This is a genomic window from Claveliimonas bilis, assembly GCF_020892095.1.
GTDB classification, from domain to species: domain Bacteria; phylum Bacillota; class Clostridia; order Lachnospirales; family Lachnospiraceae; genus Claveliimonas; species Claveliimonas bilis.
This window is the reverse complement of sequence record NZ_AP024845.1, coordinates 1,160,656-1,181,557: the sequence shown is the minus strand read 5'-3', so window position 1 is coordinate 1,181,557 and position 20,902 is coordinate 1,160,656. Positions and strand designations below refer to the sequence as shown.

Below are 20,902 nucleotides of genomic sequence, written 5' to 3'. Positions count from 1 at the left end.
AAGGGGTGCCAGTATGCCGGAAACAAATAATGATAAAAATTATCAGCCGATGACTTTTGATGCGATCAGAATAGGGTTGGCATCACCTGAAAAAGTGCTGGAATGGTCCAGGGGAGAGGTTACAAAACCGGAGACCATTAACTATAGAACGCTGAAACCGGAGAAGGACGGATTATTCTGCGAGAGAATTTTCGGACCAAGCAAGGACTGGGAATGCCACTGCGGTAAATACAAAAAAATCCGTTACAAAGGTGTAGTCTGCGACCGATGCGGCGTAGAGGTCACCAAAGCAAGCGTGCGCCGCGAGCGTATGGGACACATCGCGCTGGCGGCTCCGGTATCCCATATCTGGTATTTTAAGGGAATCCCCAGCCGTATGGGACTGATCCTGGATCTTTCTCCGCGAACACTGGAGAAGGTTCTGTACTTTGCTTCTTATATTGTACTGGACAAAGGAGAGACAGACCTGATGTATAAACAGGTTCTCTCCGAGCAGGAGTACCAGGAAGCAAGAGAAAAATGGGGAAGCGCATTCCGTGTGGGAATGGGCGCTGAATCCATCAAAGAACTTCTGGAAGCGATCGACCTGGATAAGGAATATGAGGAACTTCAGGCAGGACTTGAAGGCGCTACCGGACAGAAACGTGCAAGGATCGTGAAACGTCTGGAAGTTGTGGAAGCATTCCGTGAATCCGGAAATAAACCGGAGTGGATGATCATGACTGCAATTCCGGTCATTCCGCCGGATCTTCGTCCGATGGTACAGCTGGACGGCGGACGTTTTGCAACCAGCGACCTCAATGATCTCTACAGAAGAATCATCAACAGAAATAACCGTCTGAAACGCCTGCTTGAGCTGGGAGCACCGGACATTATCGTAAGAAACGAAAAGAGAATGCTGCAGGAGGCGGTAGACGCCCTCATTGACAATGGAAGAAGAGGCCGTCCGGTAACCGGACCTGGAAACCGCGCCCTGAAATCTCTTTCCGATATGCTGAAAGGAAAATCCGGACGTTTCCGCCAGAACCTTCTGGGAAAACGTGTAGACTATTCCGGACGTTCCGTTATCGTTGTAGGACCGGAACTGAAGATTTATCAGTGCGGTCTGCCCAAAGAAATGGCAATTGAGCTGTTCAAGCCTTTTGTTATGAAAGAGCTGGTTCAGAACGGAACAGCGCACAATATCAAAAATGCAAAGAAAATGGTAGAAAGGCTGCAGCCAGAGGTTTGGGATGTGCTGGAAGATGTCATCAAAGAGCACCCGGTTATGCTGAACCGTGCCCCTACCCTGCACAGGCTTGGTATCCAGGCGTTTGAGCCGATCCTTGTTGAAGGTAAAGCGATCAAGCTGCATCCGCTTGTATGTACTGCCTACAATGCTGACTTCGACGGAGACCAGATGGCTGTCCATCTTCCCCTTTCTGTGGAAGCGCAGGCAGAGTGCCGTTTCCTTCTGCTTTCACCAAACAACCTTCTGAAGCCTTCAGACGGTGGACCGGTGGCAGTTCCTTCACAGGATATGGTGCTTGGTATCTACTATCTGACACAGGAAAGACCGGGAGCACTGGGAGAAGGGAAGGTATTCAAGAGTGTAAATGAGGCGATCCTTGCCTATGAAAACGAGGCCATCACCCTTCATTCCAAGATCAAAGTCCGCGTGACAAAGACAATGCCGGACGGAACGGTGAAATCGGGAACAGTGGAATCCACCCTGGGAAGATTCCTCTTCAATGAGATTATTCCGCAGGATCTTGGGTTCGTAGATCGTGAGATTGAAGGAAACGAGCTGCTTCCGGAGATTGATTTCCATGTAGGAAAGAAACAGCTCAAACAGATCCTGGAGAAAGTAATTAATACCCATGGAGCAACCGCGACAGCGGAAGTTCTGGACAATGTAAAGGCGATCGGATACAAATATTCTACAAGAGCAGCTATGACTGTATCTATTTCCGATATGACAGTACCTCCGCAGAAGCCGCAGATGATCGAAGAGGCACAGGAAACGGTAGACAGGATTACCAAGAACTACAAACGTGGTCTGATCACGGAAGAAGAACGTTACAAAGAAGTTGTTGAGACATGGAAAGCAACAGACGATGCTCTGACAGAGGCGCTTCTTTCTGGTCTGGATAAATACAATAACATCTTTATGATGGCTGATTCAGGAGCCCGTGGTTCCGACAAGCAGATCAAACAGCTTGCAGGTATGCGTGGTCTGATGGCAGATACAACAGGACGTACCATCGAGCTGCCTATCAAGTCCAACTTCCGTGAAGGTCTTGACGTACTGGAATATTTCATGTCTGCTCACGGAGCGCGTAAAGGTCTGTCCGATACCGCCCTTCGTACAGCCGACTCAGGTTACCTGACAAGACGTCTGGTTGACGTTTCACAGGAACTGATCATTCATGAAGTAGACTGCCGTCCGGAAGGCGGAGAGATCCCGGGAATGTATGTAAAAGCATTCATGGACGGAAATGAAGAGATCGAAAGCCTGCAGGAGCGTATTACAGGACGCTACCTGTGCGAAAGCATTAAAGATAAAGACGGCAATGTGCTCGTAAAGGCAAACCATATGGTAACGCCGAAGAGAGCGGAGCTGATCATGAAAAAAGGTGTGGATGAGAACGGAGAACCTCTTAAGAAGATTAAGATCCGTACAATCCTTACATGTAAATCCCATATGGGCGTATGTGCAAAATGCTATGGCGCAAACATGGCTACAGGTGAACCGGTACAGGTTGGTGAAGCGGTTGGAATCATTGCCGCACAGTCTATCGGTGAACCGGGTACACAGCTTACCATGCGTACGTTCCATACCGGTGGTGTTGCCGGCGATGACATCACACAGGGTCTTCCCCGTGTCGAAGAGCTCTTTGAGGCCAGAAAGCCGAAGGGTCTTGCAATCATCACAGAGTTCGGCGGCAAGGCTGTCATCAACGATACAAAGAAAAAACGCGAGATCATCGTTACAAATGAAGAGACTGGCGAGTCCAAGGCTTATCTCATTCCTTACGGCTCCAGAATCAAGATTCAGGACGGAGCAGAGCTTGAAGCCGGCGATGAGCTGACAGAAGGTAGCGTAAATCCGCATGATATCCTGAAGATCAAAGGACTTCGCGCCGTACAGGATTACATGATCCAGGAAGTGCAGAGAGTATACCGTCTCCAGGGTGTTGAGATCAATGATAAGCACATCGAGGTCATTGTCCGCCAGATGCTGAAGAAAGTTCGTGTGGAAGAGAGCGGAGATTCCGATTTCCTTCCGGGAACGATGGTTGACGCACTGGAATTTGAAGATAAGAACATTGAGCTGGAAGCAGAAGGAAAAGAACCTGCAACAGGCGAACAGATCATGCTTGGTATCACAAAAGCATCTCTGGCAACCAATTCCTTCCTGTCCGCAGCATCCTTCCAGGAGACGACAAAGGTACTGACAGAAGCAGCTATCAAAGGAAAGATCGATCCGCTGGTAGGTCTGAAGGAAAATGTTATTATCGGTAAACACATTCCGGCAGGTACAGGAATGAGAAAATACCGCGATGTAAAACTGGATACAGAATTAGAAAAGGAAGAATTTCCGGAGGAGGACGACATTTTTGCAGAAGATGCGGAAATGACGGCAGAAACCTCAGAAGATCTGATTCTGGAATAAGAGACGAAATGAAAAGGACAGCGCTCATATGGGCGCTGTCCTTTTAAAAAGCATATTGTGCGTTGAAAAGACAGTAAGAAATAATAGAAAAAGTCTAACAGGAAAAAAGAAACAGTGTCCATATTCCGTGAAATATGGTAAAATAAACAGGATATAGAAGAAAGACAGGAGGAATTAGAAATGAACCGAGAACAGGCACATGAAATTTTACTGAAATATATGAAGGGGGAGAATTATATTACTCATTCGTATGCAGTAGAAGCCATCATGAGAGGACTGGCTAAAAGGCTGGCGCCGGATCAGGTAGAATACTGGGGAATCGCAGGCCTTCTGCATGACCTTGATGAAGAACAGTGTGACTGGCAGCATGACATGAGTGTTCACGGTCCTACATCTGTAGAAATTCTGAAAAAAGAAGGAATTGACGACCCGGTTCTTTTTGACGCGATCAAGGCTCACAATCCAAAATGCGGAATGAAAGCCAAGACGAATATCCAGTATGCTTTGCTGGCAGCGGATCCCATGAGCGGATTTGTCAAAGCTGTTGCCCAGATCTATCCGGATAAAAAAATTGCCAGTGTAAAGCATAAATCTGTTATGAAGCGTTTTAATGAGCTTCGTTTTGCAAAAGGGGCAAACCGGGATTATATGGAAATGATCGAATTTACAGGCCTTTCATTAGATGATCTGATCGATGTTGCGCTGGAAGAGATGGGGGCTATTGCAGATCAGATCGGTTTATAGAAGGAAATTCGCCATTTTTTTACAAAAATCCTGCTATTCATGCAGGAATATACAAAAATTAACACCTTTATGATATGATTATTAATTGATTATGGCAGAAAACTGGAGTATAATGATTGGGCAAAAACGGATATCTTAGAACAAAGCAGGAGAGGGCAGAAATGGACAGGTTTATTGATATGCATTGCCATATACTTCCAGGTGTGGATGACGGTGCCCAGAGTATGGAAGATACCATACGCATGCTGCAGATCGCACATGACGAAGGGATACGCTATATCATTGCAACACCGCACCATCACCCGAAAAGAGGAAAGGAAGCGCCGGAGATACTGCGGGAGCAGATTAAAAAGGTCAGACTGGAAGCCCGGAAGATCGATGAGAAAATGAAGATTTTTCTGGGGACTGAAATTTACTTTGGACAGGATGTTCCTGCAAAGCTGAAGGAACGGAAGATTTTGACAATGAACGGAAGCGGAACCGTGCTGGTGGAATTTTCTCCCATGGATACATTTGAATATATCCAGCAGGGGATTCAGCAGATACAAATGAAGGGGTTCACTGTAATTCTGGCGCATATTGAAAGATATAACTGTATCAGGGAAGATATCACTCTTGCAGATCATCTTGCTGACATGGGCGTGCTGATTCAGGTAAATGCAGGAAGCATTGCCGGAGATGGCGGGCGAAAAGTGAAGAAATTTGTCAAGGAACTCTTAGCAGATGAGATGGTGTTCTGTGTAGGGACAGATGCGCATAGTCCGAGGCATCGTGCGCCTCGTATGAAAAAAGCAGCAGAGTATGTACGGAAAAAATACGGAGAAGAATATATGAGGAGGATATTTTTCAGCAATGCGGCTGACATGCTGAAGAAAAAGAAGAAGAATGAGTCAAGATAAAACAACAAACCGCGATTTTGAAAATGAAGAAATAACCATTGATCTTACGGAATTGTTTCTGGCTTTGTGGAATAAGATCCATCTGATCATCCTTGCGGGGATCCTGATGGCGCTGGTTGCCTTTGTGGGGACCAAACTCTTTATGACACCGATGTATACTTCCACAACCAGCATGTATGTCCTTTCCAGAACAGAAGGAAACGCCAGCGTCACCTATAATGATCTGCAGACCAGTACACAGCTGACGCAGGACTATATGGAACTGGTAAGCAGCCGTCCGGTGCTGGAACAGGTGATCGCTGTCCTTAATCTGGACATGACCACAGAAGAGCTGAAAAATTCCATTACAACAGAAAATGCAGCAGAGAGCCGTATTCTGACGATCGGCGTAGAAAATGAAGATCCCAAGATGGCAAAAGAGATCGCCGATGCTTTAAGAGAGTCTGTCAGTATCCAGATCACTGAGATCATGGAAGCGGACGCCGTAAATACAATAGAGGAAGCAAACCTCCCGACAGACCCGTCTTCACCGAGTACAATGAAGAATATTGCTATTGGCGGACTTTTGGGCATTCTGATCGCAGCCGGAATTATCATATTGATCTTTGTCCTGGACGATACGATTAAAACACCAGACGATGTGGAATACTATCTGGGATTAAATACTCTGACTTCTATCCCGATCCAGGAGGGTGTGAAGAAATCCAAGAAAGTAAAGGGATTATCTTCTAAAAAACTGGAAAAACAAATGAGGAGATAGGAGGGATAGACGATGCAGGAGATTACATTAAAAAATATAGCGAAAGACTACCGAAGCAATGAAGCATACAAAACACTTCGGACCAATATAGAGTTTTCCGGTGCGGACAATAAGGTTATCGTTCTGACAAGCTGTACCCCCAATGAAGGAAAGAGCACCGTTTCCCTGGGGCTTGCCATGTCACTGGCGGAAAGCGGCAAGAAAGTCCTCTTTATTGACGCTGACCTTAGAAAATCTGTTCTGGTAGGACGTCACAGAGTGACAGAAGAGGTGAAAGGGTTAAGCCATTTCCTGTCCGGACAGGCAGAGGTGGAAGAGGTGATGTACAAAACCCAGGAGCCGGGACTTGTTGTCATGTTTGCAGGAGTTGTTCCGCCCAATCCGGCAGAACTTCTCGGACAGAAAAGATTTGAGGCTTTGATCTCAAGCGCCAGAAAAGTATATGACTACATTATTATTGATGCGCCTCCCCTTGGAAGCGTTATCGACAGCGCCATCATTGCAAGGGTGTGCGATGCGTCTGTTCTGGTCATCTCAGCACATACGATCAGTTATAAATTTGCAAGGACAGTAAAGGAGCAGCTGGAAAAAGCGGGATGCCCGATTCTTGGAGTTGTGCTGAATAAAGTAAATATGAAGCAGAACAAATATTACGGAAAATACTATGGACAGTATTACGGAGATTACGGAAAGAAATAGAGGATAAAGAAATGAAGCAGCGTGTCATATGGATGATGATGGCGGCAGCCTGTGTGATTCTTGGTGCGGTATCTGTTTTTATCTATATCAGCAAGGATCATACACCGCCCGAGATCAGCATAGAAAAGCGAGATATCACCTATACAGAGGGAGATTCCTATGAGGGTCTGATGGAAGGCGTGACCGCCACGGACAATATAGACGGAGATCTGACAGATCAGGTGTTTGTGGATCGTATTATTGTTACAGGAGAAGACACCGCTGTCGTTTATTACGGCGTTACAGACAAGGAACAAAATGTAGCGACAAAAGGAAGAAAAATTACATATCATTCCGGTGAAAGCAGCGCAGATGATGCTGCACAGGAAGCAGAGGAAGAAGAACAGCAGGCGGAGGAAGAAGCTAAAAAGGCAGAAGAGGAGGCGGCGCAGCAGGAAGCTGCCGCACAGGAGCAGGCAGAAGAGCAGCAGACAGAACTCACTCCGGATGGAGCGAATCCTGCAATTGCTCTGACAAGTGATTCTGCAACCATCACAGCAGGCACAACATTTGATCCTATGAGTGTTGTGCAGGGAATGGTAGATGATAAAGATAATGTTGATGTGTTATCCAGACAGGTAATGGTGGATGGAGCATATGATACCTCTGTTCCGGGAAGCTATGCGTTAAGCTTTTCTGTGAAAGACAGTGACGGAAATGTTTCAGCGCCTGTAGCATTTACATTAGTTGTACAGTAAAGGAGAAAAGTAGTTATGGAAAAGCACAGCAGACATTCCCGGTCACAGGGAAGTCATCACAGACATTCACATTCTACGGAAAAGCGTCCGAAACATCTGGCAGGGAAACTTCTGGCGCTCCTGCAGCTGCTTTTGTCTGCAGCATTGATCGTAGTAGCGTGGAACAGCGGCATGGTCCCCATGAAATATATGATAGTGCTGATCGTAGTACTCCTCATATTGTTTGGGCTGACCTTCGGACTTCAGTATGTCAAAAATAAAATATTTATTTTAGGAATTGTCTTAAGTATTTTGATCAGTATTGGTCTGGCTTTTGGAGTGGTATATCTTTCTAAGGCAAATCAGCTTTTGAAAGATGTAGGAGGAGCCACATACAAGACGGATAATATGATCGTCGTAGTGAAAAAGGACGATCCGGCAGAAAATCTTCTGGATGCTCAGGATTACCGGTTTGGATTCCAGACTGCAGCTGACCAGGATAATAATGAGAAAATGAAGGAAGACATTCAGTCAGCAGTGGGAAGAGAACTGAAGGTTGTAGAGTTTGACACCGTTCAGGACGAGGCACAGGGACTTCTGGATGGGAAAATCGAAGCTGCTGTTTATAATGAGGCCTTTGCGGGAATTATTGAAGAAACCATAGAGGATTATGCAGATCAGGTGAGGGTTCTCTATCAGTACGGCATTGATACACCGATCGAGCAGGAAGAGACAAATATCGAAGAGCCGTTCAATGTGTATATCAGCGGTATTGACGTATCCGGTCCGATTACGACCAACAGCCGAAGCGATGTGAATATCATTATGACAGTAAATCCCAACACAAAGAAGATTTTACTGACTACAACACCCCGTGATTATTATGTGACTATTCCAAATGTTTCCGGCGAACAGCGAGATAAATTGACCCATGCGGGAATTTACGGCGTAGATGTATCTATGGCAACACTGGAAAATGTCTATGGTATTGACCTTACTTATTATGCGAGAGTAAACTTTACTTCACTGATCACGATCGTAGATGCGCTGGGCGGCGTGGATGTCAATTCAGAATATGATTTTGAGGCCGGTGGATATCAGTTCCACAAAGGAATCAATACGCTGAACGGAGAGCAGGCGCTTGCATTCTCAAGAGAACGTTACAGCTTCCAGGCCGGCGATAATCAGAGAGGAAAGAACCAGGAGGCGGTTCTTACCGGAATCCTGCAGAAAGCCATGTCACCGGCAATTCTGACAAATGCAAATCAGATCATTGCAAGTGTCAGCGACAGTGTAGAGACAAATATGACGCAGCAGGATATGGCGAAATTTATTAATATGCAGCTTTCCGACGGCGCAAGCTGGACCATTGAATCCGTAGCGGCAACAGGAACCGGAGACACTCAGGCATGTTATTCATCAGGAAGCCAGCCATTATATGTAATGTGGCCGGATGATGCAGTTGTTTCTTCTATTAAAGAAAAGATGAATCAGGTATTAAGCGGACAATAAAGTACACCTAAAGAGTGTCAAAAAGAACCGTATAATGGCTGATTGTGACGAACAAGTTGTTTTTTGGAAATATCTTGGTAGAATAGATTCCAGAGAAAAACAAAGGGGATGAGAAAAAATGCTGGCGACAGTAGATCCGACAATGGCGGTAATAGCGGCTGTAATAGCAGGAATAGCGGGAATTGTTTTATTTCTGAAAAGGAATATATTTGAAGCTGACTGAAAAGCCGGTTAAAAGAAGTGTCTCAGAAAAGAAAGGCGGCCATAAGTGACCAACATGATTTTTTGAGACTCTTTCTTCGCTCAAAGCATAAAATCAGAGGGAAAAGAAAATGGGAGAACAAAAGAAACGAAAACTGGATCATGTATGGGTGAAAAGGGCAATTGCGCTGGCCTTTATTGATGCGCTGTCTGTTTTGGCAGCCTATTTGGCAGCTTTGTTTCTGCGATTTGACTTTATTTTTTCGGCGATTCCCAGGGAATATCTTGACGGATATGTGTGGTCCATGCCCTACTGGGTCATTATAACAATTGTAGTATTTTACGGCTTTCGTCTGTATCACAGTATCTGGCGGTTTGCAGGAATGGCAGAATTTAAAGCCATGGTACAGGCCTATATGGTACTTCTTGTACTGTATATCGCCGGAATGCTGTTTATGAAGCTGCATATGCCGAAGTCCTACTATTTTATGGGATATATGATCAGTATCATGCTGACAGCAGGTTCCAGATTTGCCTACCGGCTGCTTCGCTCTTACTTTAACAGAGAACGTCAGAATGAAGGAGAGCCGGCAGACCGTGTAATGGTGATCGGGGGAGGTCAGGCAGGACAGACCCTAATCAAGGAAATGATGACCAGCAATCATCTGAATACCAAGGTGTGCTGTATTATCGATGATAACCCCAACAAAAAAGGAAGGGTTCTGGAAGGCGTACCCATTGTAGGAAACCGATATGATATTGTAGATAAAGTAAAAGAATACAAAATTACACGTATCATTTATGCGATTCCGGCAACGACCGGGGCAAACCGGAAAGCAATCCTGAATCTCTGCAAAGATACAGGATGTAAAATGCAGACCATTCCGGGTGTGTACCAGCTTCTGAATGAAGAAGTCAGTGTCACAAAACTGCGCGATGTGGAAATTACAGACCTTCTGGGACGTGCGCAGGTAAAGGTCAATAATGATGAAATCCTCCACGTCCTGAAGAACCAGGTAGTCATGGTAACAGGAGGAGGAGGATCCATTGGAAGCGAGCTTTGTCGTCAGATCGCGAAAGCAGAGCCAAGGACACTTATCATTTTCGACATTTACGAAAATAACGCTTATGATATCCAGCAGGAACTGAGGAGAAAATATCCGGAGCTTCACCTGGAGACTCTGATCGGATCTGTAAGAAACACAAGGCGTGTCAACTCCGTGATAGAGAAATACAGACCGGCAGTTATTTTCCATGCTGCAGCCCACAAACATGTGCCGCTGATGGAAGACAGCCCTAACGAGGCGATCAAGAATAATGTGGAAGGTACATATAAAGTAGCACAGGCAGCTGCCAAATACGGCGTGAAAAAGTTTGTACTGATCTCCACAGATAAAGCGGTAAATCCGACAAACATCATGGGAGCATCCAAGCGTCTCTGTGAAATGGTGGTACAGATGATGAACCGCCAGTCCGACACTGACTTTGTAGCCGTCCGTTTCGGAAATGTACTTGGCAGCAACGGAAGCGTGATCCCGCTGTTTAAGAAACAGATCGCCGAAGGCGGACCGGTAACCGTAACAGATAAACGGATTATCCGTTATTTTATGACGATTCCGGAAGCCGTGTCTCTGGTACTTCAGGCAGCGTATTATGCCCACGGAGGAGAGATTTTCGTTCTGGATATGGGTGAGCCGGTCAAGATTGACGATATGGCAAGAAACCTGATCCGCCTCTCCGGCTATGTTCCGGATGAGGATATCAAGATAGAATACACCGGACTTCGTCCGGGCGAGAAGCTCTATGAAGAGCTCCTTATGGATGAAGAAGGCATGACAGAAACAGAAAACGAACTGATTTTCATTGGAAAGCCTATTGAGATGGATGACGAGGATTTCAGAGAAAAACTGAAGCTTTTAGATGAGGCCAGCAGGATGGAATCCGATAAGATCAAAGAGATCGTTTCAGAGATCGTGCCGACTTACCAGTATAAGAAGAAGGAATTGACAAATTTCAGCAATTGATACATAATAATTTGAGATTATGACAAAACTTTAAAGTTCCAAATCGTCGCTTTGCCGCGTTTGGGACCGTGAAGGGTGATAAAGGTATGTTTTGCATTTTGGGCATGGCATAACCTTCCGCTTGATGTGCGGGCAGCAAAAGCTGCATCTGCACAAAAGAACAATCAGGCAGAGGTTTATGCGATGGTCAAAATGGCGAAGCATACCTTTTTTTATTTCATAGGAAACTTCGTTCCCTTATGAAATAAAACGCTCCGCGGGGTGCGCACCCGCGCGAAGCGGAAATTTGCCGCTAAGGCGGCCGCGCCCAGCGCGAGAGTTCCGCAATAGGAACTCTTTATTCTCCACAGGCAAAGCAGGAAGGAAAGCAATGTGGTATGTGATCCAGGTGAAAACCGGGAACGAAGAAGAAATCAGCACACAGTGCAGCCGGATCGTTGACCCGGCTGTCCTTGAAAAAAGTTTTATTCCCTACTGTGAGCAGATGAAGAAATATCATGGTGAGTGGCACAAGGAAAAGAAAGTGCTGTTTCCCGGCTATGTATTCCTTGTTAGCGGGGATAAAGACAGACTTTTCCTGGAACTGAAAAAAGTAACAGGACTTACAAAACTGCTTGGGACAGGGCAGGAGGTCGTTCCGCTGACTTTGCCGGAGATTGAATTTTTACAGAGGTTCGGCAAAGAGGATCAGATCGTGGAGATGTCCAAGGGAATCATTGAAAATGACAGAGTTACCATCACAAGCGGCCCTCTCAAAGGCAACGAAGCTCTCATTAAAAAGATCGATCGTCACAAACGTCGGGCTTATCTGGAAATCGAGATGTTTGGACGGAAGGTAGAGACACAGGTGGGAGTGGAGATTGTAAAGAAGAGGGAATGAGGGAGGAAGCATACAGAGGATGTGTGACTTTGGCGCAGTGAAGGCTGCGGCAGAGGGCACGTTCTTTTTTTGTGGGGAGAAAAGTTACTATTAGGAGTTAATATGGAACGATTGTTAATACTCGGTGCCGGACAATATGGAACAGTTGCAAAAGAGACTGCAGAGGCGATGGGGATATTTGATGAAATAAATTTTTTGGATGATTCCAGCGAAAATGCCGTTGGAAAGATTGAGGATATAGAAAAGTTGGATTATAGTGCTGCGTTTGTGGCAATTGGTAATCCGGATGTGAGAGAGCGATTAAGTGTTTTAATAGGAGATCGTAAGCTTGCAACTTTAATTCATCCGAAAGCGTTAGTGATGCCGTCAGCTGTTATTGGAGCGGGGAGCATTGTTGAAGCAGGAGCTATAGTTTGCAGTAATGTAACAATAGGACGAGCAACTATTGTAATGAGCAATGCGGTTGTTGGACATGACGCAAAGGTTGGGAATTACTGTCAGTTAAAATATAGCAGTTCTATAGGTGAAAGAACAAAGATACCAGATAAGACAAAAGTAGAATGTAATGTGGTATGGAGTGAATAAATGAGCGACGCGTTGCAACATGGTTATGTTAAAGACTTTAAGGAGAAAAGAAGTATGTATATAAGGATTTTTAAAAGAATCATAGATATAGTTCTTTCCGGAATGGGCTTAATTCTACTAGCGATTCCAATGGGAATTGTAGCAATTTTAATTAAGATAGAGGATCCTGGTCCTGCACTTTTTAAGCAAAAAAGAGTAGGAAAAGATAAAAAATATTTTCTTTTATATAAATTTCGTAGTATGAAAATGGATACCCCTCATGATACGCCGACTCATATGTTGGAAAACCCAGAACAGTATATATTAAAAATTGGAAGCTATATTCGTAAGACCAGTATTGATGAATTACCACAGATGTGGAATATATTAAAAGGTGATATGAGCATTATAGGGCCTAGACCAGCATTATGGAATCAGGATGATTTAGTAGCAGAACGTGATAAATATCAAGCAAATGATGTGAAGCCGGGTTTAACAGGGTGGGCACAGATTAATGGAAGAGATGAATTAGAGATTTCCTATAAAGCTAGGCTTGATGGAGAATATGTAAAAAAAATGGGATTTGGGATGGATGTGAAGTGTTTCTTTATGACTATTATGAGTGTGATTAGAAGAGAAGGAGTTGTAGAAGGTGGAACTGGAGAAATAGAAAAGAGAAAACTGAAAAAGTAAGTAGGAATTATAAGAGGTTATTTAAATGAGAGTCACAGCTAGTATTGTAACATATAATAATGCAGATGAAATTATATCTGTTTTACAATCTTTGAGTAAAATAAAAATTGACAATTTTAAAATTATAATAGTAGATAATGCTTCAACAGATAATACCAAAGAGCTTATAGAAAAGAATTATTCTGAGATAGAGTTAATAAAGTCGGATACAAATTTAGGATTTGGAGCAGGTCATAATGTAGCAATTCGAAAAATAGAATCAGACTACCATATTTTTATAAATCCAGACATTACAGTAGAAGAAAATCAGATTGAAAAAATGCTTGGATATATGGAACAGCATAAAGAGGTGGTTCTTCTTACTCCTAAAGTGTTAAATAAGGATGGAACAGAACAGTATCTACCTAAGATATTTCCTAAATTTAAATATATAATAAGTGGTAGTTTTGAACATAAATCTAAATTATGCCATAAATGGAGAAGCCAGTATACTCTTAGAAATAAACTTATAACACAGCCTGTAGAAATTCAATATTCTACAGGCTGCTTTATGGTATGTAGAACAGAAACTCTTAAAAAGGTAGGGGGATTTGATGAAAGATATTTCCTACACTTTGAGGATGCTGATTTGACAAGAGAAATGATGAAACACGGAAAGGTTATCTATAACCCTAACGTATATGTAACTCATGGGTGGCATCGAGATAATGTTAAAGATAAAAAGATCAGGAAAATAGCGTTACAATCATGGGTCAAATATTTTATGAAATGGAGATTTAGTTCAAAATGAAAGAGGAATCTAGAAAGGCTAATTATGGATTAGGGGAAATGGTTTCTAATTTTTTCTCTTTGGTATATACAAAAATATTTTGGAAAAAGGCGAGATTAATCAGGCTTCCTGTTCGTATACGAGGAAAAAAGGCTATAGATTTTGGTAAAGGATTTACTACAGGTTACAGCTGTCGTATAGAAATAAATGGCAATATAGATAAGAAAAAATTAATAATAGGATATAATTGTATAATAGGTGATTATGCACATATAGTAGCTAATGACTCTGTAACAATAGGAAATAATGTATTACTGGCAAGCCGCGTTTTTATCACAGATAGCAATCATGGTATGTATAAGGGATTAAACCCGTCCAGGCCAGAGGAAGAGCCTAATAGAAGGCCAATATGTTATGCTCCAGTTGCTATTGGAGATAATGTATGGATTGGAGAAAATGTATCAATAATGCCTGGTGTAAAAATAGGGAATGGATGTATTATAGGGGCTAATAGTGTCGTAACAAAACAGATTCCAGATAATTGTATTGCAGCAGGAATACCAGCCAGAATTATAAAAAAGTATGATTATGAAAAGAGTGCATGGATAAGGTAAAAAATCTAAAATTAAAAGGTAAAGGATAAAAATATGAGCAAGAAAAAGGTGTGTATTCTTAGTACAGTTGATTTTACACGTATGACAGTGGTTTCAGTATATACTGATTATTTAAAGAGGTGTGATATACCATTTGATATTATTTGTGTTAATAAGTACGGACAAGAAGATCCATTTGGGGCAGAAAATATATATGGATTTGTTCCTAAAACAAAAAGCAGCTGGAATAAATTTAGAAAGTTGATTTCATTTTGGAAGATTAGGGATTTTGCATTAGATATCTTTAAGAATAATCATTATGACTTTATTATTGTTTGGAATGAATTAACAGCGTTTATTTTTTCGGATATTTTAGCATCCATGTTCAAAGATAAATATTGTATTAATATCAGAGATTATCAGTATTTTAATTTGTTTCCAGTCAAAATGAGATTAACCAGTGCGATTAAGTCTGCCTTTTTTACAACAGTTTCTTCAAGGGCATATTTGGAGTATTTACCTTCTGATAATTGCTATATGATGTACAGTTTCAACAAAGGTATTTTGTCAAAGACAAATCCTCATCAGGCTTTAAGAGAAGTGGGGAAACCAATTCGAATTTTGTATATTGGTCAAATCGCGTGGCTTGATAATGTGTATAAGTTGATAGATGCATTAAAAAATGATAATAGATTTGAAATGATATTTGCAGGGAGTGGTTCAGAGCAAGTAGAGGAATATGCAAAAAGCAATCAGGTGAATAATGTAACTTGCTACGGAAGATTTCATCCAGGTGAGACGGCAAAATATTTAGCAGAAGCAGATATATTGTATAATCTTTACGGAACAGACAGTAGGCATCTTACTACAGCAGTTTCTATCAAATTTTATTACGCAGTATTTTTACATATCCCTATTTTAGTTTATAAAAAAACGGAAATGGAAAAGATGTCTCAAATATGCGGAATAGGGTTTGCGGTTGAGAATGAGGAATTCATAAATTATGGAGATAAATTATATGACTGGTACTTTTCATTAGATCAGAAGGAAATAAATAAAAAATGTAACCTTTTTTTAGAAGAAATAGAAGAGGGGCAGAAGCAAATATATCGGCTTATGGACAGGAAAGTGGGGACATAAGAGATGAAGAATAAAAAACTTGTATTTATTGTTCATAATTTAGGATTTGGTGGAGCTCAAAAAATGCTTGTTTATGTAGCAGAAACCTGCTTAGCTGAATATCAGAGTGTTAGGCTTTTAGCTCTAGCAAACTATAAGACCGAATTAAAGATTGATGAAAAAATAGTAGTTAATAAACTAAACTACACATTTTATTCAAATATAGTTAAAAAACTTATACAGAAGGTTAAAACAATTAAAGAAATACATAAATATCTTTTGAGAGAAAAGCCAGATGCCATTTGTGTATTTGGGTTGGATACTTTTTTCCTTGCTAGAGTTGCCATGATTGGAATGAAAATCAAGATTGTCGTATCAGAAAGAAATGCACCTACTTCTTATGGAAAAGTGTGGTATCACTTTAGTAAGTGGTTATATAGAAAAAGTGATGCAATAATTTTTCAATTGGAAGATGTAGAAAAAATGTATAATCTCACAAGTCACCGTAAGTCATATGTGATTCCCAATCCGTATAGGGAGAGCGGGATAGAGTGTTTTAACGGAAAGAGAAGAGAAGTAATTGTTTCGGCAGCAGCTAAATTTGACAGGAGAAAAGGGATAGATACGCTGATTAAAGCTTTTGCCGAAGTACATAAAGAGCACCAATCTTATCAACTAATCATTTATGGAGATGGGCCGTTGTTGAAAGATTATAAGAAGTTAGCTTCACAATTGGAAATCAAAGATTGTGTTCTTTTTCCGGGGCTAGTTAATAATGTGGCAGAAAAAATTAAAGATGCCTCAGTATTTGTTCTTCCATCTAGAAATGAAGGAATACCAAATGTCCTAATGGAAGCTATGGGTGTAGGGGTGCCATGTATAGCATGTGATTGTATTCCTGGCGGACCAAGGTTATTGACAAATTCAGGAGAGCGGGGATTGTTGGTACCGGTAGATGATGTGGATAGAATGGCAAAAGCCATAAATAGCATAATTGAAAATCCCGATTTACAGAAAGAACTATCTGCAAAAGGGCAGGAGGTTAGGAGGATTTTTTCAAATAATAAAATAAAAAGGATGTGGTTGAATGTCTTCAAGGACATTATCGGTTAAACCACTTACATTGTTAAATTATCTTATCTTATTACTACTATCAATTTTTGCTTGGATACAGTGGGAAAAGACTTATGATTCTGAAACATGGAGTCGGTTTATTACAGTAATATCTTTGAGTTTATTAGGTTATCAGTTATTATATCTAAAGACTATGAAAGTTTCTTTTTATGACTTTAGGATATGGTATATGATTTTATCAAATTTATTTATGTTTGGAAGAATATATGTAAATGTTTTAGACTATGACAATATATTATCATCATGGTCTATTTTTTATTCTAATGAACTGTTGCTGAAAACTGCACTTTTTGTTTTGGTTTTTCATCAGGCAATTTTTATAGGCTTTAATTTGGGGCATAAAAAGCAATATAATTATTTCAAAATAAAAATAGAGAAAAATTCAAACAAAATATATAAATGTGGACTTTTATTAATGGTAGTAGGACTGCCATGCAGGGTTATTACTGATTTATTTGCGATAAGATCCGTTCAGGCAACAGGATCATATACTAATATACAGGTGACATCAGGATTGGTAGAGGACTTTGCAATTCTCTTTGTACCTGCTGTGGTGTACATTTTAGTAAGTAAATGTGTTGAGAAAAGGACTGCCCGAGTGATTTTTATTGCGGTAATTATATACTTCATAATTGAAATGATATTAACTGGCGATAGGCGATATCAAATTATTGGGTGTATTGTTGTATCACTCTGCTATTTGAAAACATATTCTGAAAAAATATTATCCGCTAAATCAGTTTTCTTAGTATTGGCTGCTTTTTTTGGGTTAAATGTTATTTTTCAATTAAGAAAAGTGAGAGATGGCAATCTTACGGGAGTAATGGATTTTTTCAGAGGAATGATTGAAAATACAAGTAATTCTAATATTATTTTGGAAACTTTAACGGAATTTGGAATATCATTCTACTCTGTAGCAGGAGTTATTAAGAACATCCCATCTGTAATAGGATTTCAGAATGGCTTGGGGTTTTATGGAGCAATTCCGTCTATCCTTCCAATCGGTTTTATGGCGGGAGATTTTTTCAAAAAAGTTTCAATTTCTAATACAATTAATGCGTTAGAAGGACGGCCAGTGGGAGCAACACTGATAGGGGATTTTTATGCTAATTTCGGATGGTGGTCGATTTTTTTAGTAATCATTTTTGGATATATAGCGATGAGGATAATTTTAGTACATAAAAATGATGAGATATATGTTCAGGCTAATTATTTTTCGATGATGTATGTTTTTATGAACCTAATAAGGTCATCATTCTATGAAATCGTTAGACCGACATTTGTTGTGTTAATATTTCCGATGTTAATTTTATATCTGCTAAAAAAGAAAGAAAGATAAAATATGTCTAGAATAAGCAACTCTTTTAAAAACGTATTTTTTAACGTTTCAGGTCAGATTTTAACATTAGTGTTAAGCTTTGTTACAAGAACTGTTTTAATTAAAACATTGGGTATAGAATATGCCGGAATTAACGGGTTGATTTCCAGTATTATTTCTATGTTGTCCCTTACAGAGTTGGGAATTGGAACAGCGATTATTTATAATCTGTATCAGCCACTGGCGGTACGGGATGAAGAAAAAATACGAATATTAATGAAGTTTTATAAGACGGCTTATAGAATTATAAGCATTATAATAATGGCAGGGGGCATTATATTAATGCCTTTTTTGCCTGTTGTTATAAAAGATGATGTCAGCTTTGTTAATATTTATTTAGTTTTTGGCTTTTATTTGTTGCAGACAGCTTCTACTTATATGCTGGCAGCCTATAAGAGCGGTCTTCTTAAGGCAGACCAAAAAGAATATATAATATCTCAAATAGGATATATATTTACAATCGTAACTAATATTTTTCAAATAGGTATTCTAATCCTTTTTAATAATTATATTTGGTATATAGCAACAGTTGTAATATTTAATTTATTGAAAAATATTGTTATCTCTATAAAAACAGATCAATTATATCCATATCTGAAAAAGAGAGAAAATAAAAAATTATCTAAAAGAGAATGTAGAGAAACTTATAAAAACTGTTTTGCAATATTTATATATAAAATTAATGCTGTAATAGTTAATGCGACAGGAAATATGATCCTATCCAAATTTATCGGTATTGTAGTTGTTGGGCTATATTCTAATTACAGGTTGATTATGACATCTATAAAAAATATTATCAATATCGGATTTCAATCAATAACTTCTAGTCTAGGAAATTTGCATGTTAATAGCAGTGAAGATCATGAATTTTTGATTTTTAAAGTGATCAATTATCTATCAGCGTTTTGCTATGCAATTTTTTCCGTAGGAACAATTTGTGTATGTAACGAATTTGTGAAATTGTGGTTGGGAGAAGATTTCTTATTGTCAGAAAAATTTGTATTATTATTGGCGATAGATTTATATTTGTATGGATTAAAAAAAGCACTGGAAATGTTCAGAACTTCCATGGGATTGTTCCAGCAGGCAAAATATAGACCACTTATTGGGATTTTCCTGAATATTATTTTTTCATTACTGTTTGTCCGCAGTATGGGGATTTATGGTATTGTAGCAGCAAATATCTTGGCAGATATGTTGACGTTTGTATGGATGGATCCATATGTTATTTTTAAAAATTCATTCCAGAAGCATAGCTTATTTCAGTTTTATATGAAGATGGGTTTTTATATAGTAATTACAATTCTTTGTGTGCTCCTTTCGAAAGGGGCAATGGCTGTAATTCCGCTTTCCGGGATTGCAGCACTTTTAGTTTATGGAAGTATGTCAGTAATCATTACCTGTATAACATTTATTTTTGCTTCTCTTAAACTAGAGGAATATAAATATTTGAAAACTATTTTTATAACTATAATAAAGAAGAAAGTGAAAAAATAATGAAAAAAATCGTTCTTTGTGGTGCTACACACGGATCAAATTTTGGTGATACAATGTTTGGAATAATGTTTTTCCGGTATATAAAGCAACGATATCCGGATATAAAAATATATTTCACACGTATATCAGATTACTTTAAGAGCTGTCAAGAAAATAGTGAGATTGTAAACTGTAAATGGAAAGAAGTAGATGGATTGATTTTCATATCTGGAGGATATTTTGGAGATTCTCCTAATGAAAATTATAAAAATTCTTATTTTAGATTTATGAATTATATCCGTTTTGGGATATGTGCAAAACAAAAAAAAATTCCGATAGCTGTTATTGGAGTCGGTGCGGGACCCATACGAAATACTTTGATTAGGAAGATGATTGTTTCTATCTGCAATAATGCAAACGTGATAAGCGTAAGAGATAGAGAATCTTATCAGTTTTTAAAAAGAAATGGGTGTAAAAATAAAATTATCATAACATCTGATTCGGCACAGGCAATAAGGAACTTTCAATGTTCTTTATGTTGTGAACAGCAACATTTTAAGCTGTCTCATGAAAAAAAGAGGGTTCTTTTACATTGTCCCACAGTAGAGATTAGGGAATATACAGAAAAGGTTATCCATCGGGTTGATAGTATGTTTAAAAATAGTGAATCTGTAGAAGTATATTTTGCAAATGATTCTAAGGTAGATGAGGAGCATTTGCAAAAAGTATCATCAGATTTTACAGGAAATAATAAGAAAATGTACACCTATAATAATCCGCTGGAATTTATAGAATTTTTAAAGGAGATGGATCTGATTATTACGCCAAAATTACATGTCGGTATTTTTGGAGCAACGTTAGGCAAGTCGGTCATATCAGTGCCTATTCATCCAAATAAAACACAGAGATATTATAAACAGATAGGATATTCGGAACGCTGTATTCCATTGTCTGATCTTGAAGATGGGCAGATATGTGAGATGATTAAAAAATATGCTGATATACCTATTAAACTTTCAGAAGACATTTATATGAAGGCAACAGAGAATTTTAATATATTGGATACATTTATAAGAAATATGTGAT

At 39.9% G+C, this 20,902-nt stretch carries 18 protein-coding genes; all 18 read left to right on the top strand.

Annotated elements, in window-relative coordinates; translation table 11 throughout:
• Nucleotides 1-13 precede the first annotated feature (13 nt).
• The 18 genes from rpoC to EUBC25_RS05800 all read left to right on the top strand — a co-directional run bounded on the left by rpoC (nt 14) and on the right by EUBC25_RS05800 (nt 20,901).
• A complete protein-coding gene (gene rpoC / locus EUBC25_RS05885) occupies nt 14-3,655 on the top strand; it encodes a DNA-directed RNA polymerase subunit beta' (protein ID WP_230107239.1) in 3,642 nt (1,213 codons plus the stop codon).
• A 180-nt stretch (nt 3,656-3,835) separates the two neighbouring features.
• Complete coding sequence (locus EUBC25_RS05880; RefSeq protein ID WP_230107238.1) at nt 3,836-4,399, top strand: HD domain-containing protein; 564 nt, start codon at nt 3,836-3,838, stop codon at nt 4,397-4,399.
• A gap of 161 nt (nt 4,400-4,560) precedes the next feature.
• Entirely contained in the window at nt 4,561-5,298 is a 738-nt protein-coding gene (locus tag EUBC25_RS05875; protein WP_230107237.1) for a CpsB/CapC family capsule biosynthesis tyrosine phosphatase, read from the top strand.
• Nucleotides 5,285-6,058, top strand: a complete 774-nt coding sequence (locus EUBC25_RS05870; protein WP_230107236.1) for a YveK family protein — start codon at nt 5,285-5,287, stop codon at nt 6,056-6,058. Before EUBC25_RS05875 ends, EUBC25_RS05870 begins: the two co-directional genes overlap by 14 nt.
• A 12-nt stretch (nt 6,059-6,070) precedes the next feature.
• The gene (locus tag EUBC25_RS05865) at nt 6,071-6,757 is read left to right on the top strand and encodes a polysaccharide biosynthesis tyrosine autokinase (RefSeq protein ID WP_230107235.1); all 687 of its coding nucleotides are present in this window, start codon (nt 6,071-6,073) and stop codon (nt 6,755-6,757) included.
• Nucleotides 6,758-6,768: 11 nt separating this feature from the next.
• Nucleotides 6,769-7,494 (top strand): immunoglobulin-like domain-containing protein, encoded by a 726-nt coding sequence (locus tag EUBC25_RS05860; protein ID WP_230107234.1) that lies wholly within the window; start codon nt 6,769-6,771, stop codon nt 7,492-7,494.
• A gap of 15 nt (nt 7,495-7,509) precedes the next feature.
• Nucleotides 7,510-8,985 (top strand): LCP family protein, encoded by a 1,476-nt coding sequence (locus tag EUBC25_RS05855; protein WP_230107233.1) that lies wholly within the window; start codon nt 7,510-7,512, stop codon nt 8,983-8,985.
• Between the two features lie 332 nt (nt 8,986-9,317).
• Nucleotides 9,318-11,210: a polysaccharide biosynthesis protein gene (locus tag EUBC25_RS05850; protein ID WP_230107232.1), complete on the top strand. Its 1,893-nt coding sequence runs from the start codon at nt 9,318-9,320 to the stop codon at nt 11,208-11,210.
• A 370-nt stretch (nt 11,211-11,580) separates the two neighbouring features.
• Complete coding sequence (loaP, locus tag EUBC25_RS05845; protein WP_230107231.1) at nt 11,581-12,090, top strand: antiterminator LoaP; 510 nt, start codon at nt 11,581-11,583, stop codon at nt 12,088-12,090.
• 102 nt (nt 12,091-12,192) lie between these two features.
• A complete protein-coding gene (locus EUBC25_RS05840; RefSeq protein WP_230107230.1) occupies nt 12,193-12,675 on the top strand; it encodes a PglD-related sugar-binding protein in 483 nt (160 codons plus the stop codon).
• On the top strand, nt 12,676-13,347 hold the full coding sequence (locus EUBC25_RS05835; RefSeq protein WP_331471526.1) for a sugar transferase: 672 nt from the start codon (nt 12,676-12,678) through the stop codon (nt 13,345-13,347).
• A gap of 25 nt (nt 13,348-13,372) precedes the next feature.
• Nucleotides 13,373-14,137, top strand: coding sequence for a glycosyltransferase family 2 protein (locus EUBC25_RS05830; RefSeq protein WP_230107229.1), 765 nt, complete (start codon nt 13,373-13,375; stop codon nt 14,135-14,137).
• The gene (locus tag EUBC25_RS05825; protein WP_230107228.1) at nt 14,134-14,730 is read left to right on the top strand and encodes a DapH/DapD/GlmU-related protein; all 597 of its coding nucleotides are present in this window, start codon (nt 14,134-14,136) and stop codon (nt 14,728-14,730) included. The genes EUBC25_RS05830 and EUBC25_RS05825 overlap by 4 nt, the downstream gene beginning before the upstream one ends.
• A 33-nt stretch (nt 14,731-14,763) precedes the next feature.
• A complete protein-coding gene (locus EUBC25_RS05820) occupies nt 14,764-15,849 on the top strand; it encodes a glycosyltransferase family protein (protein WP_230107227.1) in 1,086 nt (361 codons plus the stop codon).
• Between the two features lie 3 nt (nt 15,850-15,852).
• A complete protein-coding gene (locus EUBC25_RS05815) occupies nt 15,853-16,941 on the top strand; it encodes a glycosyltransferase (protein WP_230107226.1) in 1,089 nt (362 codons plus the stop codon).
• On the top strand, nt 16,916-18,301 hold the full coding sequence (wzy, locus tag EUBC25_RS05810) for an O-antigen polysaccharide polymerase Wzy (RefSeq protein ID WP_230107225.1): 1,386 nt from the start codon (nt 16,916-16,918) through the stop codon (nt 18,299-18,301). The genes EUBC25_RS05815 and wzy overlap by 26 nt, the downstream gene beginning before the upstream one ends.
• 3 nt (nt 18,302-18,304) lie before the next feature.
• Nucleotides 18,305-19,837, top strand: coding sequence for an MATE family efflux transporter (locus tag EUBC25_RS05805; protein ID WP_230107224.1), 1,533 nt, complete (start codon nt 18,305-18,307; stop codon nt 19,835-19,837).
• Nucleotides 19,837-20,901, top strand: coding sequence for a polysaccharide pyruvyl transferase family protein (locus EUBC25_RS05800; RefSeq protein WP_230107223.1), 1,065 nt, complete (start codon nt 19,837-19,839; stop codon nt 20,899-20,901). The genes EUBC25_RS05805 and EUBC25_RS05800 overlap by 1 nt, the downstream gene beginning before the upstream one ends.
• Nucleotide 20,902: the final 1 nt, after the last annotated feature.